At 62.4% G+C, this 14,753-nt stretch carries 10 protein-coding genes, 1 tRNA gene and 1 riboswitch; of the genes, 2 read left to right on the forward strand and 9 right to left on the reverse strand.

Annotated features, from left to right (window positions below):
* Positions 1-93: 93 nt before the first annotated feature.
* The 5 genes from ACTNAU_RS10390 to potA form a co-directional block, all read right to left on the reverse strand.
* Positions 94-930 carry an endonuclease/exonuclease/phosphatase family protein gene (locus ACTNAU_RS10390; RefSeq protein WP_185916052.1) on the reverse strand — a complete coding sequence of 279 codons (837 nt, stop codon included), beginning with the start codon at positions 928-930 and terminating at the stop codon, positions 94-96.
* A 200-nt stretch (positions 931-1,130) separates the two neighbouring features.
* A complete protein-coding gene (locus ACTNAU_RS10395) occupies positions 1,131-2,378 on the reverse strand; it encodes an ABC transporter substrate-binding protein (RefSeq protein ID WP_185916051.1) in 1,248 nt (415 codons plus the stop codon).
* The gene (locus ACTNAU_RS10400; RefSeq protein WP_185916216.1) at positions 2,375-3,163 is read right to left on the reverse strand and encodes an ABC transporter permease; all 789 of its coding nucleotides are present in this window, start codon (positions 3,161-3,163) and stop codon (positions 2,375-2,377) included. The genes ACTNAU_RS10395 and ACTNAU_RS10400 overlap by 4 nt, the downstream gene beginning before the upstream one ends.
* Before the next feature lie 14 nt (positions 3,164-3,177).
* Entirely contained in the window at positions 3,178-3,990 is an 813-nt protein-coding gene (locus tag ACTNAU_RS10405) for an ABC transporter permease (protein WP_185916050.1), read from the reverse strand.
* Positions 3,987-5,036 carry a spermidine/putrescine ABC transporter ATP-binding protein gene (gene potA, locus ACTNAU_RS10410; RefSeq protein ID WP_256136650.1) on the reverse strand — a complete coding sequence of 350 codons (1,050 nt, stop codon included), beginning with the start codon at positions 5,034-5,036 and terminating at the stop codon, positions 3,987-3,989. The genes ACTNAU_RS10405 and potA overlap by 4 nt, the downstream gene beginning before the upstream one ends.
* Before the next feature lie 340 nt (positions 5,037-5,376).
* On the opposite strand from potA, the gene ACTNAU_RS10415 reads away from it, so the two are divergent.
* A tRNA-Pro gene (locus ACTNAU_RS10415) sits at positions 5,377-5,453 on the forward strand.
* A gap of 288 nt (positions 5,454-5,741) precedes the next feature.
* On the opposite strand, the gene ACTNAU_RS10420 is transcribed toward ACTNAU_RS10415, so the two are convergent.
* The 3 genes from ACTNAU_RS10420 to ACTNAU_RS10430 all read right to left on the reverse strand — a co-directional run bounded on the left by ACTNAU_RS10420 (position 5,742) and on the right by ACTNAU_RS10430 (position 12,252).
* The gene (locus ACTNAU_RS10420) at positions 5,742-7,001 is read right to left on the reverse strand and encodes an Ltp family lipoprotein (RefSeq protein WP_441098384.1); all 1,260 of its coding nucleotides are present in this window, start codon (positions 6,999-7,001) and stop codon (positions 5,742-5,744) included.
* A 50-nt stretch (positions 7,002-7,051) separates the two neighbouring features.
* Positions 7,052-7,612, reverse strand: coding sequence for a hypothetical protein (locus tag ACTNAU_RS10425; RefSeq protein WP_216402246.1), 561 nt, complete (start codon positions 7,610-7,612; stop codon positions 7,052-7,054).
* 254 nt (positions 7,613-7,866) lie between these two features.
* Complete coding sequence (locus tag ACTNAU_RS10430) at positions 7,867-12,252, reverse strand: immunoglobulin-like domain-containing protein (protein ID WP_216402247.1); 4,386 nt, start codon at positions 12,250-12,252, stop codon at positions 7,867-7,869.
* A 143-nt stretch (positions 12,253-12,395) separates the two neighbouring features.
* Positions 12,396-12,635: riboswitch (cobalamin riboswitch) on the reverse strand.
* Between the two features lie 180 nt (positions 12,636-12,815).
* Here ACTNAU_RS10430 and ACTNAU_RS10435 point away from each other — a divergent pair.
* Positions 12,816-13,322: an MFS transporter gene (locus ACTNAU_RS10435; protein ID WP_021658855.1), complete on the forward strand. Its 507-nt coding sequence runs from the start codon at positions 12,816-12,818 to the stop codon at positions 13,320-13,322.
* A gap of 73 nt (positions 13,323-13,395) precedes the next feature.
* On the opposite strand, the gene ACTNAU_RS10440 is transcribed toward ACTNAU_RS10435, so the two are convergent.
* Positions 13,396-14,679, reverse strand: a complete 1,284-nt coding sequence (locus tag ACTNAU_RS10440) for a replication-associated recombination protein A (RefSeq protein ID WP_021658854.1) — start codon at positions 14,677-14,679, stop codon at positions 13,396-13,398.
* Positions 14,680-14,753: the final 74 nt, after the last annotated feature.

The raw sequence follows: 14,753 nt of genomic DNA on the forward strand, positions 1-14,753 counted from the left end.
CCACAGCCGCCCGCCCCGGAAAAGGTCGCCCCCACACAGGGGGGGCGGGCGGCGCGATGGGCCCCCCCCCCCCGGGCAGTTCGCGGTTTTCCGTCAGTCAGCGGCCTGGGAATTGGCGTCCTGGGTGCGCAGCCGCAGGGTGCAGATGACCGGGTAGTGGTCCGACGGATAGAACCCGTCCTCGCTGCGCTTGTCCAGCTGCACGTCCAGCACCTCGAACTCCTCGGTGACGAAGATGTAGTCCAGCCGCCGGGTGGTGTTGTCCTTTCCCTTGAAATAGTGAAAGGTGTTGACCCCCTGTCCCCCGTTTTGCAGGGCGGTGAAGACGTCCTGAAAGCGGGGGCCGTTTTTCAGCGACCGCTCCTGGATCCGCCGCACCGACCCCGAGCGGGGCCCGGCGTTCAGGTCCCCCATCAGGATGGTGGGCAGGGGGTCGATCCGCTGGTACTCGGCGATGCGGTCGAAGATGACCTTGACCTCCAGGTTGCGGGCCACCGGCAGCAGGTGGTCAAAGTGGGTGTTGAAGACCCGGATGCGCTGGCGCACCTTCTTCAAATAGATCTCCACCACCGTGCAGATGCGGGGGAAGATGGCGAAGGCGTAGCGGCTGCCGATCTTGGCCGGGCTCTTGGAGAGCCAGAAGGTGTCGTGAAAGAGGACGTCCACGTCCTCGTTTTTGACGATGATGTCCGAGTGCTCGTCCCCCAAATTGCGCTTGCGGCCCCAGCCAAAGAGGCTGTACCCCTCCAGCAGGGAGGCGATGTCCTGGCGCATCACCGGCATCAACTCCTGCACCCCCACCACGCTGGCCCCCGAGTCGCGAATGACCCCGGCCGCCAGCTCCCGGCGGTTTTCCCATATTTTTTTGCGGGCAAATCGGCTGTCCCGCTTGAGGTTAAAGGTGATGACTTTCAGCACCTGCTCACTCACAGCTATCCCTCCAACTTACCTTTTCAGTATACCACAATCGCCGCAAAAGGGAACCTGTCCCCAGGGGGTTGGGAGGAATTTTCAGCACTTTGAAAGGGCTTTGTAAGCTTTTTTGCCGCCCCGACAGCACCTCCTCCCCGCCCCCCGTAGAAGGCAAAAAAGGGAGGGCAGCCGTTGGCTGTCCTCCCCTGTAAAAAACGCTATTTTTCATACCGCTTGCGGCGATTTTTGACGCTCCGCCGCACGTTGATGAAGAGGGAGACGGCGATGGCCCCCGCCACAAAGACGGGGATGATCCAGCGGTTGACGTTCTGGTCGTCGCTGAGTACCTCGATCCAGAGCTGCTGCATGTACTCGTTGGTCTCGTCGTCCAGGTTGAGGAAGGTCTCGGCGCTGCCCAACACCTCGTCCCCGGGGTAGAGGACCGGGTCGGCCTTCTCCTCCTCGTCCATCAGCTCCACCGCCCCGGTGTTGGGGGAGGAGTAGCCGATGGTCTCGAAGTTCTCGTAGGCCACGGCGGGGTCGTTGAGGAAGTTGATGAAGAGCTCCGCCGCCTCTTGGTTGTTGCAGTCTTTGGGCACGCAGGCCGCGTCCACAAAGCGGTTGACCCCCTCTTTGGGGAAGGCGAAGGCGATGTCCGGGTTGTCGGCCTTGATGAGGGCGTAGTCCCCCGCGTAGTAGGGGGCGATGGCCGCCTCCCCCGCGCCCAGCTTGTCAAAGATCTCGTCCATGACATAGGCCTGCACCATGGGCTTTTGCTCTTTGAGCAGGTCGGCCGCCTCTTTGAGCTGATCCTTGTCGGTGGTGTTCATCGAGTAGCCCAGCTTCTTCAGGGCGATGCCGAAGGCGTCGCGGGAGTTGTTGAACATCAAGATCTGGCCGGCGTAGTCCATGTCCCAGAGGATGTCCCAGCTGTCCACCTCTTTTTCCACCATGGTGGTGTTGTAGAGGATGCCCACCGTCCCCCAGGTGTAGGCCACCGAGTACTTCCCCTCGGGGTCGTATTCCAGGTTTTTAAAGTTGTCGTCCACATAGCGGTCGTAGTTGGGGATGTTCTTGAAATTCAGCTCGGCCAACATCCCCTCCTCGATGAGCTTGCCCACCATGTAGTCGGAGGGGAAAATCACGTCGTACTTGGAGGCGCCGCTCTTGAGTTTGGCGTACATCTCCTCGTTGGTGGCGAAGTTGGTGTAGTTGACCTTGATGCCGGTGAGCTTTTCAAACTCCTTGCAGACGTTCATGGAGTCGTCCTCGCCCTCGGCGATATAGAGGCCCCAGTTGTAGACGTTGATGGAGACATTTTGCCCCCGGAACTTCTGGTAGTCCACCCCGGTGGTGTCGAACTCGTAGCCGTCCTCCTCGGCCAGGGCCGGGCAGGCGGCGCAGAGGAGGAGCGCCAGGCAGAGCAGCAGGGAGAACACCCGCTTGAAAAGACAATTCTTCTTCATCTTCCCGCCCTCCCTTTGCTGCGCTCCCGCCGGGCGGAAATCAGGTTGTAGATCACCAGCAGGGAGAGGATGACCGCGAACATCACCGCCGAGAGGGCGTTGATTTCGGGGCTGACCTTTTTGCGGGTCATGGAGTAGATGGCCAGGGGCAGGGTCTGGGCGGTGGGTCCAGCCACAAAGTGGCTGATGATGAAGTCGTCGAAGGAGTAGGTCAGGGCCATCAAAAAGCCGGACATGATCCCCGGCATGATCTCGGGGATGACCACCTTGAAGAAGGCCTGCACCGGGTTGCAGCCCAGGTCGCGGGCCGCCTCCACCTGGTGGGCGTCCATCTGGCGCAGCTTGGGCATGACGTTGAGGATCACATAGGGCACATCAAAGGTGATGTGGGCGATGATGAGGGTGGTGAGCCCAAACTGAAAGCGCAGAAAGACAAACAGCAGCATCAGCGAGACGCCGATGACGATCTCCGGGTTGATGACCGGCAGATAGGTGAAGTTCATCACCAGACTGCGCATCTTGCGGCCCATGGCGTTGATGCCCACGGCCGCCAGGGTGCCGATGGCGGTGGCCGCCACCGAGGCGATGAGCGCCACCACCAGGGAGTTTAGGAGGGCAGACATGATGGCCTCGTTGTGAAAGAGCTTGGCGTACCAGTCAAAGGTGAAGCCGGAGAAGACCGCCCGGCTCTTGGACTCGTTGAAGGAGTAGACGATGAGCACCAAGATGGGCAGGTAGAGAAAGGCGTAGACCAGCACCATGTAGAACTTGGCGCCAAAGGACATTTTCTTTTTGTTGTTCACGAGTAGATGCCCTCCTTTCCAGAACTGTCGAACTGGTTAAAGAGGCTCATGCACAGCAGCACGATCACCATCAGCACCAGCGAGATGGCGGAGCCCATGTGGGGGTTGTAGCTGGCGCCGATGAACTGCAGCTCGATGATGTCGCCGATGAGGCTGTTGCCGCCGCCCCCCAGCATCCGGGAGATGATGAAGGTGGAGATGGCCGGCACGAACACCATGGTGACGCCGGTCATCACCCCGGGCAGGCTCAGGGGGAAGACCACCCGGCGAAAGCTCTGAAACCAGTTGGCGCCCAGGTCCTGGGCCGCCTCCAGGGTGGTGTTTTCGATTTTGACCATGATGGAGTGTAGCGGCAGGATCATAAAGGGCAGGTAGTTGTAGACCATCCCCAGCACCACCGCGCCGGAGGTGTTGATCATCTGCACCGGGCCCAGGCCGAAAAAGCCCAGGAACTTGTTGATGAGGCCGCCGTTTTCCAGCAGGGTCATCCAGGCGTAGGTGCGCAGCAGGAAGTTCATCCACATGGGGAGCATCACCAGCATGATGAAGGTCCGCTGGACCGAGGCCCGGGTGCGGGAGAGGAAGAAGGCCAGGGGGTATGCGATCAGCAGGCAGATGACCGTGGCCACCGCCGCCAGCCAGATGGAGCGCAGCAGCACCCCGGTGTACTCGCCCACCTGGGAGATGTTTTCAATGGTGAAGGCCCCGTCCTGGGTGGTGAAGGCAAAGTAGAGCACCAGCCCCACCGGGACGACGATGAAGACCGCCATCCAAATCAGGTACGGGAGGGAGGGCAGCTTTGACTTCATCTCTCCCCCTCCATCTTCCGCATGATGTGGATGTCGTCGGGGGTGAGGGTCATCCCCACCACGGCGCCCACCTGCTCGCTCTGGGTGGAGTGGACCTTCCAGTGGTAGCCCATGGAGTCGATGCCGATCTCGAAGTGTACCCCCTTAAAGATGATGGATTCCACCACCCCGGTGATCTGGCCGGAAATCTGGGGGACGATCTTCACGTCCTCCGGGCGGACCACCACGTCCACCTGCTCGTCCTTCTCAAAGCCCTTGTCCACGCAGACAAATTCCGCGCCGCCAAACTCCACCAGGAAGTCCCGCCGCATGATGCCGGGCAGGATGTTGGACTCGCCGATGAAGTTGGCTACAAAGGCGTTGATGGGCTCGTTGTAAATATCCTCGGGGGAGCCGATTTGCTGAATGACCCCGTCGTTCATCACCACCACCGTGTCGCTCATGGTGAGGGCCTCTTCCTGGTCGTGGGTCACGTAGACAAAGGTGATTTCCAAGCTCTTCTGGATCCGCTTGAGTTCCACCTGCATCCCCTTGCGCAATTTCAGGTCCAGGGCGCCCAGGGGTTCGTCCAATAAGAGGACGCGGGGGCGCAGCACCAGGGCGCGGGCAATCGCCACCCGTTGCTGCTGCCCGCCGGACAACTGGTCGATGCTGCGCTTTTCGTAGCCCGAGAGGTTGACCAGGGCCAGCATCTCCTGCACCCGGTTGGCGATCTCCTGCTCCGGCAGCTTTTGGATGCGCAGCCCGAAGGCCACATTCTCAAAGACATTGAGATGGGCAAAGAGGGCATAGCGCTGAAAGACGGTGTTCACCTGCCGCTTGTGGGGCGGCAGGGCCTTGATGTCTTTGCCATCAAAAAGGACCTCTCCTGCTGTCGGCTCCACGAACCCGCCGATGACGCGGAGGGTGGTGGTCTTGCCGCAGCCGGATGGCCCTAGCAATGTCACAAACTCCTTGTCGCCGATGTCCAGGTCCATCCCGTCGATGACGCGTTCGTCGTCGTAATCGACGACAAGGTTTTTGATTTCAATTATATTGTTTTTCATCTCTTTATCACATCCCCTTTGCGGTTTTTTGCAGGCCGCCTCCCGGCTTGCGCGCGACAGCTTTTGACTCCACCCCGCAAAAGGTTTTTACCGGATTGCCCCGGTTTCTGTGGGCATACGCTGCCATGCACATGTGCCTGCATGAATGAGATACCCCTACACTATACGTGCTTTGTAACACTTTGTCAACAAATTCAGCCCTCTGCTCTTGTAAAATACATTTTTGAGCGGAAAATGGCATGGCCATCCCCTTTTTGAGGGGGCAAGCAAAAAGAGACGGTTTTTTTGAAAAAACCCCCTTGCAATTCAAAATTGAATATGCTATATTAGTAGGGCAGTTCCGGGTGTAGCGCAGTTTGGTAGCGCGCTTGAATGGGGTTCAAGAGGCCGCAGGTTCGACTCCTGTCACTCGGACCAAGGTGAATCGATTGAATCGATTCACCTTTTTTGTGTTTTCTGAAGGGATGGTTTGAACCGACCTTTGGGAAAACCGCTACATCGGGTTCCTTCCAATGCCAAAGTCGGCGTTAAAAATTCTATCTGTACATCTCATCATTTATTTTTGCGATTTCCACCACGGCAACACCGTATGTGGACAGCAGTTACAAGCCTCCCAGTGACAGTCACAACCTTTTTCTCTCGGCTGTCCGGCGCACCTTCGGTCAAAAAAGCGGGCCCGTCTCACGACGGACCCGCTTTTTCTATTTACAGCCCGACGGCACTTACCCCATAGACCGCCTGCTCCTCTGTGAATCCCTCGTATTTCAACTGATCGATCAGCCCCTGACGGGAATGGGGGGAGATCTCCAGATAAGACTTGGCCGACTTGGCGGCCTGCTCGTTCCAGTTGGCCCCGCAGTTAGCCGCTCCGTAGGCGGCCTGTTCGCCGGTGTACCCGTCATACTGCAGCTGTTGTGCCAGCCCTTTTTGGGAGAAGGCAGCGACTTCCAGATAGGACTTGGCCCCCTTCAGCGCCTGTGCATTCCAGTTTGCTCCACAGTGGTCGGCTCCATAGACAGCCTCTTCATGGGAGAACCCCTCGTATTCCAGCTGTTCCACCAGACCCTTGTGTGAAAAGTCAGAGATGCTCAGGTATGACTTGGCTGTGCTAAGGGCGTTTTTCTGCCCTGCCGTCGCGCCGGAGGAGGCGCTGTTTCCACCGCTCTGAGAAGCGCTGCTCTGAGCGCTGTTGCTGCCGGGTTTTGAGCTGCTCTGCCCCGCACCGCTCTGGGTCGAGCCGCTTTGGCCAGAACTGCTCGCGCCGGCATGGCTGCCCCCGCCCTGATTGCCGGCAGTTCCCTGAGAGCCGCCGGCCGTACCGTCGCCCGCCGCGGCGCTGGAAGAGGGCTTTGACGATCCGCCGCTTTCCCCGCCACCGGATACCTGCCCCCAGCCGATTCCTCGGCTGCTGAAATGAAAGCTGTCGGTGATGGGGGTGATCTGGGCGCTCATCTCCTCTTTGAGGGCGTCGCCCATGGTGAAGATGGCAAAATACATGGCCTCTTTGTCCGGGCCGGCGAAGATATACGCCTCTATGGTGTAGACCCCGTAGGGGTCAACCCGCTCGGTGTAATTGACCTTCAGCGCCTCCACCCCCGCCAGCTTGACCCGCTCTTTTTTGTTCAGGTGAAAGTCGACCGCTCCCTTTTCCATTCCCTCCAAGACCGCGTCATACACCCCATAGAGTGCCTCGGTGTCGGCGGCAGAGGAGACATCTCGGTCGGAGTAAAAGAGGAAGAAATAGCCCGCCTTATTCTCCTGGGTGGGGTAGTGGTAGCACCTCGTGTCGTCCTTTACCCTCCGCCATTCGGCGGGCACTTTATAGGAAAGCCTCTCCAGCTGTACGCTCTCCAGCTGGGGGACAGTGCTCTCTTTTTCGCCCTCTTCCCTCTTGAGGATCGTTTTGCAGCCCGTCAGCTGCAGACACAGGGCCAGCGCGAGGATGGTCCCAACCGCTCTCTTCATATCAACGCCTCCAAACAATCATCTGCAGGCCCACCTGACCGCCCGGTTTCTCACCTGTGAAACTGCACGCTGTTGACAATGGGTTCGATGGCTGGCTTCATGGTCTTGGCCAGCTCGTCGTTCATGATGAAAATCAGAAAGTACATGATGTCGCTGTCCACATCGGCCAACAGGTAGACCACGGTGGTGTAGGGTCCCCGCCCGCCAATGGTCTGGGTGTAGGTGACTTTCATGGCCAATTTGCCCGCCAAATCTACATACTCCTTTTTGTCCAGTCGAAAATTGTCCGCGCTGCCCTGGACCCCCTGAAAGGCCAGCTCGTACCCCAATTTGAGGGCATTTTCGCTGGCGGCGACCGAGAGGTCCGCCTCCATATAGTTGACGTTGAGCAGCCCCGCCGTCTTGTCGGAAGAGGGGTAGTGCCAGTAGCCTGTCTCCCCCGCCTGCTGCGCCCACTCCTCAGGGACCTGGTAGGTGATGCCCTGCAGGGACACCGTCTTCATCGCCACCTTCGACGCGCTCTCCCCGCCCTTCTGGGGCTTCCCCTTGCCGCACCCCGTCAGCTGCAGGGCCAGACACAGCGCCATGACGACTGCCAAACACCTTTTCATACAAACTCCTCCTTGCGGGCCGTCGACGGCCCGTTTTGCCCATTATAACACATCCCAAACGACAAAAAAGGAGAAAATTCGACACACAGGTTGTGCAGATTGCCCGGCGGCCCAAAGCCCCCATTCTCGCCCTCCCCTTTTAAAAAAACAGGGCCCGCACATGATGCGGGCCCTGTTCTCTATTAGGGGGCGCAGACAGCCGCAAACGACACGGCGCCCCTTACTTTTACATTGGGGCCGTCATCCCTTTCCCGTCACCGGGAGGAGGGGGAGCTGTCTGTTCTGCGGTTGCGGCGGGGAAGAAGGGTGAGCCCTCCCAGGCCGGCAGCCAGGGCTGCCAGGAGGAGGACCATCCCAACCCCCTTCTCGCCGGTGGTGGGACTGCCGCCGTCCGGCTCTCCCCCGTCGGGGGTAGGCGCGGGATCGGGGGCAGGGTCGGGGGTAGGCGTGGGATCGGGCTTGGGGATGGGGTCAGGCTCCTCTGTGCCGGCGGCAACCAAGGCCTTGACGGCAAAGAGGGCGCCCGAGTCGTTGCCGTAGTAGGCGACGCCGCTGGCCCCGTCGATGACCACATTGGAGAGGCAGTAGTTCTGGCTCCCCTCCTGGGGGGTGTAGACGGTGGCGAGGGTCAGCTGCCCATCTTTGAGGGTCGCCCGGTAGAGGGCGCCCGGGTTGGCGTTTTGGGTGAACCAGGCACTCACCTCTTCCCCGTCAACGGTGAGGGTGGGGGTGTTGCCTGCGGCCGCCAGGGCCAGTTGGGTGACGGGGGCCAGGGTGGCGCTGTCAAACACCGCCAGGTAGCCGTCGGCGAAGGTCCCGCCGGCCACAAACACCTTGCCCTCCGCCACCACCGGGCTGGCATTGGTGCCGGCGGGGAGGGCGGCCTTGGCCGAGAGGGTGGGGACGCCGCCCTCGCTCAGGGTGACGCGGCAGAGCTGGCCGTCTTTGGTGGCACAGTAGAGGGCCCCGCCCGACTGGACAATGGCGCTGCGCACCCCGCCGCCCAGGTCGAGGGTCCCCTTGACGGCACCGGTCTTGGCGTCGGCCGAGACCAGCACGCCGTCGTCCCCGGCAAAGACGATGAAGTCGCCCACCATGGCGGCTCCCGCCCCGTAGTAGCCGGGGCTGTCCACGCCGTAGGTCCAGAGGGGGGCCACCTCCTCATCGCTGCGGCGGCCGTCGGTATCCGCCGCCGAGAAGGCGGCAAAGTACCCCTTCAACCGGCTGCCGGAAGAGCCGTTGGTAAAGCCGGTGTAGAAGACGCCGTCGCGGTAGGTGATGGTGGAGAGCGTCTGCATCCCGCTGACGCCCTCGGTCAAAAAGAGGGATTCGAGGGTAGAGGCGCTAAAGACCTGTACCCGCCCGTCCCCCAGGGGGACAAAGAGTTTGCCCTCGCCGTAGGCGAGATAGGCGTAGTAGCCGTTCGGGGCCGCCAGGGCCGCCGCCTTCTCCACCTCGCCGGTGGAGGCGTTTAGCAGCTGCACCTGGTTGTCCCGCACCAGGGCCAACTTGCCGTCCACCAGGATGGGGGAACCGGCATAGCCGCCGCCCCAGAGGGGGTCGACCGCGGTGCAGGTCTGCTGCCAGAGCAGCGAGCTGCTGCCCGCGGGCTTGAGGGAGGGGAGGACGGCGTTGTTGCCGACATCCCCCTGGTGCATCGGCCAGGCGGAGGGGAGAGCGGGCTGAACCGGGCCGGGCACCGGGGTGCGTTTGAGGACCAGATCGAGGGTGTTGGTCTGCCCCTGCACGGTGACGGCGAGGACGACCGGGGTCTCCTCCCCCGTCAGGGGGATGGTGACGCGCACCGGGTTTCCCTTGGTCTCGGCGGCCAGGGAGACCGCCTGCGCCCCCACCTCTTTGCCGTTTACGGTGACGACGGCGGCGGGGTCCTTGACATTCAGGGTGAGGGTCACCTCGTCCTTGGCCTCGTCCACCGGGATGGTGTAGCTGCTCTCCCCCGGCTGCAACGCGATGTCGAGCCCCTCGACCGAGAGGGCGGCAACCTCGTTGGTAAAGGCGGGGATGGTCAGCGCGACCTGGGCGGTGATGCCGGGGACGGCCGCTGTGCCGTCGGCGTTCTTCACCTTCTCATAGCGCAGGCTCTTCAGAGGGGTGGAGAGGGTGACCTGCGCGTCGGGCTCGCCAAAGTCGGGCCGCTTGAGCAGCTCAAAGAGGTTGGAGCCGCCGTAACCACCGGTGGTGGTGCCGATGTAGCCGTAGGGAGAGGCGCTCCAGCTGCCCAGCTCCACCCCCACGTTGCCGGGGCAGGAGCTGTTTTTCAGGGTGTAGACAAAGGCGTCGCCCTCCCTGTGCATCCGGTAGAAGGAGACGTGGCCGTTTGCCCGGTCCCACCCCAGGTTGTGGGTGATGAAGTCAGGGCTCTCGTTTGCGCCCTTGATGCCGTCAAAGAGGGCGTCCTCATAGGCCTTCATCTCGGCGTTGGCGACGTCCACCTCGGCCTGGGTGATCCCCTTGATGGTGACCGGGAAGGTCTTGGTGGCGCTGACCCCCTGGTAGGTGAGGGTCAATTTGAGGTTGGTCTGGGTGTCGGGCGCGCCGACGCTGCGGTAGACATTGCAGCGCAGATAGCTGGCGGTGAGGTAGTTGGTCCCATCCGCCGCCGCGCTGTCGGTGGACCACTGGTAACTCATGGCCCTGTTCTCGGGGGTGTCGGCGATCACCCCCGCCTTGATCAGGTCGCTGACATCCTTGAGCTGAATGTCGAATTCCAGCGCCTGGGGGTCGATTTCGGTCAGCCCCAGGCTGCTCATCTCGGTAAAGCCGTCGAGGGTGACCCCCGCCAGCGCCGCATCGACGGCCGTCTGGGCGGCGTCGTGCTCCTGCTGGGTGACGGCGGGGACCGTGAGGGGAATCTCCACCGTCCGCTTGGTGACCGAGCCGGAGGTGTAACTGTCCTTGTCGATGGTGAGGGTCAGCTTGACGGTGGCGTCGAGCTCGCCGTAGGCGGGCCGGTTGACCTTCACCGAGCTGGAGCCGTAGGAGGGCGGATCGATAACAGCGGTGTTGTCACTCGCCCACTTCAGCGCGACGTCGCTATACCCGCTCACCCCATAGGAGGAGAGGGTCTTTTGCAGTTTCAGCGGGCCCACCACGTGGTCGGCGTCGGCATTGTCCAGGCCGATGAGGGCAAATCCGTCCGCCCCGCCAAAGAGGGCGGCGGCGCCGTCGATCTGCTCCTGGGTGGTCTTTGTGTGCGCCGGCACGGTGACCAGAACGGTCTTTTCGCAAAAGACGCCGGGGACACTCGCCTTGGAGAAGCGGAAGGTGACCTCTCCCTGCACCTTTTCGTCGGTGAAGGTGACCTTCCCATTTTCATCGCCCGCCGCAGCGGAGATGTTGGCGTTGCCGCTGGAGACCACCTCGACCAAAATGTCGGTGCGGTCCATCCGCAACTGCCAGGTGGTCTCAATATTGTCCACCGGCACGTCGTTGTAATCGCTGTCCCAATCGGTCTCCCGCACATAGAGGCCGGTGGTCGCGGAGAGGCTCACCCCGTCCACCGCGGCCTGGATCTCGGCGCGCACCTCGTCGGCGGTGACGGCCTTGACGGTGACCGAAAAGACCTTGGTGTCGCTCGCGTTGCCGCGGGAGATGGTGGCGGTAAGGGTGAGGGTCACATCCACCCCGTCGGTGGGGCGGGTGAGCTTGCCGTTGTCGCCGAGAACCGCTTGATTGTCGCTCTGCCAGGCGATGCTGGTCCCGGCGCTGCCGGCGGTGGGCAGGGTCAAATCGCCCTTCACCGCCGAGAGGTCGCCCAGATCCAGCTCGCCTTTGGCCTTGGCCACCGCCTCGGCGTCGGTGTAGGTCACCTCGGTGACCGTCAGCTCGGCATAGGGGCGGCTGATGTCGATAGCCGGATTCCCCTTGCTGTCGTACCAACTGCTCTTGCGGACAGCGGAGAGGGTGTACAGGCCCGCCTCGTCAAAGGTGAGGGAGGCGACGCCGTTTTCGTCGGTGGTGCCCACCTCGGCCTCTGCCCCGCCGTCTTTAGAGGCGAGGATGGTGGCCCCCTTGACCGGCGACGCCGCGGCGGCATTCATCCCCGCGGTGCCCATGAGGGTGACCGAGACGGGTTCGCCGGTGTTGGCCGTCAGGCTATCACCGGCAAAATAGGTGTAGAGGCTGCCGGCGTATGCACTGTACCAGAGGTCGTATAGGGTGACCTCGTCGCCATTTGCCAGGGGGCAGCCGTCGATGAGGTAGCCGGTGCCGTCCTTTGCGGGATAGGCGTCGTTGACCATGTACATGAAATAGACATCGGTCGGGGCGTCGGCGTTGGTGTCCAAAAAGTCCTGCAAAAAGCCGGGAGTGGCGTCGATAACGTCCGCCGGGTTCAGGCCGTTGTCCACGCAGTACTGCGCCAGCAGGTGCAGGGGGGTGTAAAAACCGGGGTCCTTGTCCGCCCAGGCCGTGAGGCCGTATTCGGGCAGGGATTTGTAGGTGTCGGGCAGGGTGACGGCCGTCGGCTCAACCGCCGTAAAGCCGTACCCCTCGACCCGCAGGGTGGTGCTAATCCCGGCGCCGCCCCGAGGGGCGCCGGCCGCGGCATAGGCCGGGGTCAGCAGGGCGCCCAGCGCCAGGCAGAGCGCCAGGACCAAGCTTGTCAGTCGTTTTGTCATTGTCTCTCTCCTTTTTTGTTCCCTTCGGGGGAAAAAGGAAAGGGCCCGCCGAAACTCGGCGGGCCCCAAAGAGCGTACAAACATGATTGGGGGGCCAGGACATGCCCCCGCGCACTATTGTACCGTCTTTTCCTCACCGAAAGATAGGTTCCAATGCGCCGGCGGATATCCTGACTTGAGGCTGCGGGCGGCCTGTTGGCCGCCACTCCTCCCCCCGCCCTTCCCAGCGCGCGCCCAGAACGCGCGCCAGTGGTTGCGGGGTTCGTCCCCTCTCACAGTAGAGTGAGCTGCTGCGGATTTGCACCGCATTCCCCGTCCGGCGGCAGGGCTTTTGCCCGCCGCCTCCACAGCCAAAAGGCTGTACCGACACCCCTATGATACAGGCATTTTTTGGAATTGTCAATGCCTGACCAAGCGATTTTTCCCCCTTTCGGCAGGGGGCGGCCTCCCCGCAAAATCGACGGCCTTCCTTGTTTTGCGGCCGGTTTCATGGTATGATAAAAAATATCGATCCCGGCGAGCAAGGGGCGCCGACTTGAAACGAAAAAGGAGCGATCTCCCCCATGGGAATTTTTGTTGCAATAGCCATCCTCTTCATTTTGATCTCCTGCGTCCTCTTTTTGGTGCGCACCCCGCTGGCCCAGTGGGGCAGTTGGCAGTGGATCTTCCTGGCCTTCAGCGTGCTGCTGCTGCTCTTCTTTGTGGCCATGGTCTGGTACTCCATCCAGACCCACCGGGAGCGCAAGGAGGAGAAGGCCGAGCGGGCCCAGCAGGAGCGGGAGGCCCGCCGCCGGCAGGCCGCCATCACCTACGACGACCTGGACATCCTCCCCGAGGAGGAGCGGGAGGAACCCGACGACTTTGACTACGAGGGGTACAGCCAGGTCGAGGAGGGTGAGATCGTCTACATCGACGGCAAGGTGATGATCGCCGGTTCGGAAGAGGCCAACGCCGCGGTGGCCGCCCTCAAGGCCGAGAAGGAGGAGGCCCGCCGCCGGGACGCCGAGGAGAAAGCCCGCCTCAAGGCCGAGGAAGAGGCCCGCCAAAAGGGCGAAGATCCCCAGGAATGACCCCGTTTTTCGGCAGCCAAAAGCCGCCCCCGCCGCGCGTTGCGGCGGGGGCGGCTTTTTTGCTGGAAAGGGGCTACTTCTCCCCCTCCTTGTGGCGGGCCTTGATCCCGTCCCAGTAGGCCTTGGCGGCCTGCTCGGTCTTGTTGGGGCCGTACTGGTAGTAGACCCGGCCGCGCAGGCTGTCGGGCAGGTACTGCTGGGCCACATAGTGGTCGGGGTAGTCGTGGGGCAGGCGGTAGCTGAGCCCGCGGCCCATCTTGGCCGCCCCGCCGTAGTGGGCGTCTTTGATGGAGGCGGGCACGTCGGAGTAGCGGCCCGCCTCCACGTCGGCCATGGCGGCGGCGATGGCCAGGTTGGCCGAGTTGGATTTGGGGGCGGTGGCCATGAGGATGGCGGCCTGGGCCAGGGGGATGCGCCCCTCGGGCAGCCCCAGTTGCAGGGCGCTGTCGACGCAGGCCTTGACGATGGCCACACACTGGGGGTAGGCCAGACCCACGTCCTCGCTGGCGATCACCAGCAGCCGCCGGCAGGCCGAGGGCAGGTCCCCCGCCGCCAGCAGCCGGGCCAGGTAGTGGACGGCCGCGTCCGGGTCGGACCCGCGGATCGACTTTTGCAGAGCGCTCATCACGTCGTAGTGGGCGTCGCCGTCCCGGTCGTAGCGCATGGCCGAGCGCTGGGCCACCTGCATCGCCCGCTCCAGGGTGATGGTCTTTTCCTCCCCGCCCTCGTCAAAGCCGGTGCCGTTGCAGCACAGCTCCACCGCGTTGAGGGACTTGCGCACATCCCCCCCGCAGCTCTGGGCGATGTAGTCGGCCACCTCGTCGGGGCAGTGGATGGGGTAGCCCATCTCCCCCGCCATCTTCTCAAAGGCGCGCAGCACCGCCCGCTTGACCTCCTGTGGCTCCACCGGCCGGAACTCGAAGATGGTGGAGCGGCTGAGAATGGCGTTGTAGACGTAAAAATAGGGGTTTTCGGTTGTGGAGGCGATGAGGGTGATGGAGCCGTCCTCCAAAAATTCCAGCAGGGTCTGCTGTTGCTTTTTGTTCAGGTACTGGATCTCGTCCAGGTAGAGGAGAATCCCCCCCGCGCCGGAGAAGGTGTCCAGCTCGGCGATGATCTGCTTGATGTCGGCGGTGGAGGCGGTGGTGCCGTTGAGGCGGTGGAGTTCCTTCCCCGCCTGCTTGGCCACGATGCGGGCCACGGTGGTCTTCCCCACCCCCGAAGGGCCGTAAAAGATCATGTTGGGGATCTGCCCCGAGTCGGCGATGTTGCGAAAGACCGAGCCGGGGGCCAGCAGGTGTTGCTGGCCCACCACCTCGTCGAGGGTCTGGGGGCGAATGCGGTCGGCCAAGGGCATGGCGGTCTCCTCCTGTTTTTTGCAAAGTGAAGTCAAAACAGATGGGCCGGCGGGCTTCTCCCCGCCGGCCCATC

It is taken from the genome of Bittarella sp. HCP28S3_D9 (assembly GCF_052065655.1).
In the GTDB taxonomy this organism is placed as follows: domain Bacteria; phylum Bacillota; class Clostridia; order Oscillospirales; family Ruminococcaceae; genus Bittarella; species Bittarella massiliensis.

Bases quoted from the DNA above. Each gene is read 5' to 3' on its own strand.
- ACTNAU_RS10400 (WP_185916216.1), bottom strand. From the start codon at position 3,163: ATGTCCTTTGGCGCCAAGTTCTACATGGTGCTGGTCTACGCCTTTCTC.
- ACTNAU_RS10435 (WP_021658855.1), top strand. From the start codon at position 12,816: ATGGGAATTTTTGTTGCAATAGCCATCCTCTTCATTTTGATCTCCTGC.
- ACTNAU_RS10395 (WP_185916051.1), bottom strand. From the start codon at position 2,378: ATGAAGAAGAATTGTCTTTTCAAGCGGGTGTTCTCCCTGCTGCTCTGC.
- potA (WP_256136650.1), bottom strand. From the start codon at position 5,036: ATGAAAAACAATATAATTGAAATCAAAAACCTTGTCGTCGATTACGAC.
- ACTNAU_RS10425 (WP_216402246.1), bottom strand. From the start codon at position 7,612: ATGAAAAGGTGTTTGGCAGTCGTCATGGCGCTGTGTCTGGCCCTGCAG.
- ACTNAU_RS10405 (WP_185916050.1), bottom strand. From the start codon at position 3,990: ATGAAGTCAAAGCTGCCCTCCCTCCCGTACCTGATTTGGATGGCGGTC.
- ACTNAU_RS10420 (WP_441098384.1), bottom strand. From the start codon at position 7,001: ATGAAGAGAGCGGTTGGGACCATCCTCGCGCTGGCCCTGTGTCTGCAG.
- ACTNAU_RS10440 (WP_021658854.1), bottom strand. From the start codon at position 14,679: ATGCCCTTGGCCGACCGCATTCGCCCCCAGACCCTCGACGAGGTGGTG.
- ACTNAU_RS10430 (WP_216402247.1), bottom strand. From the start codon at position 12,252: ATGACAAAACGACTGACAAGCTTGGTCCTGGCGCTCTGCCTGGCGCTG.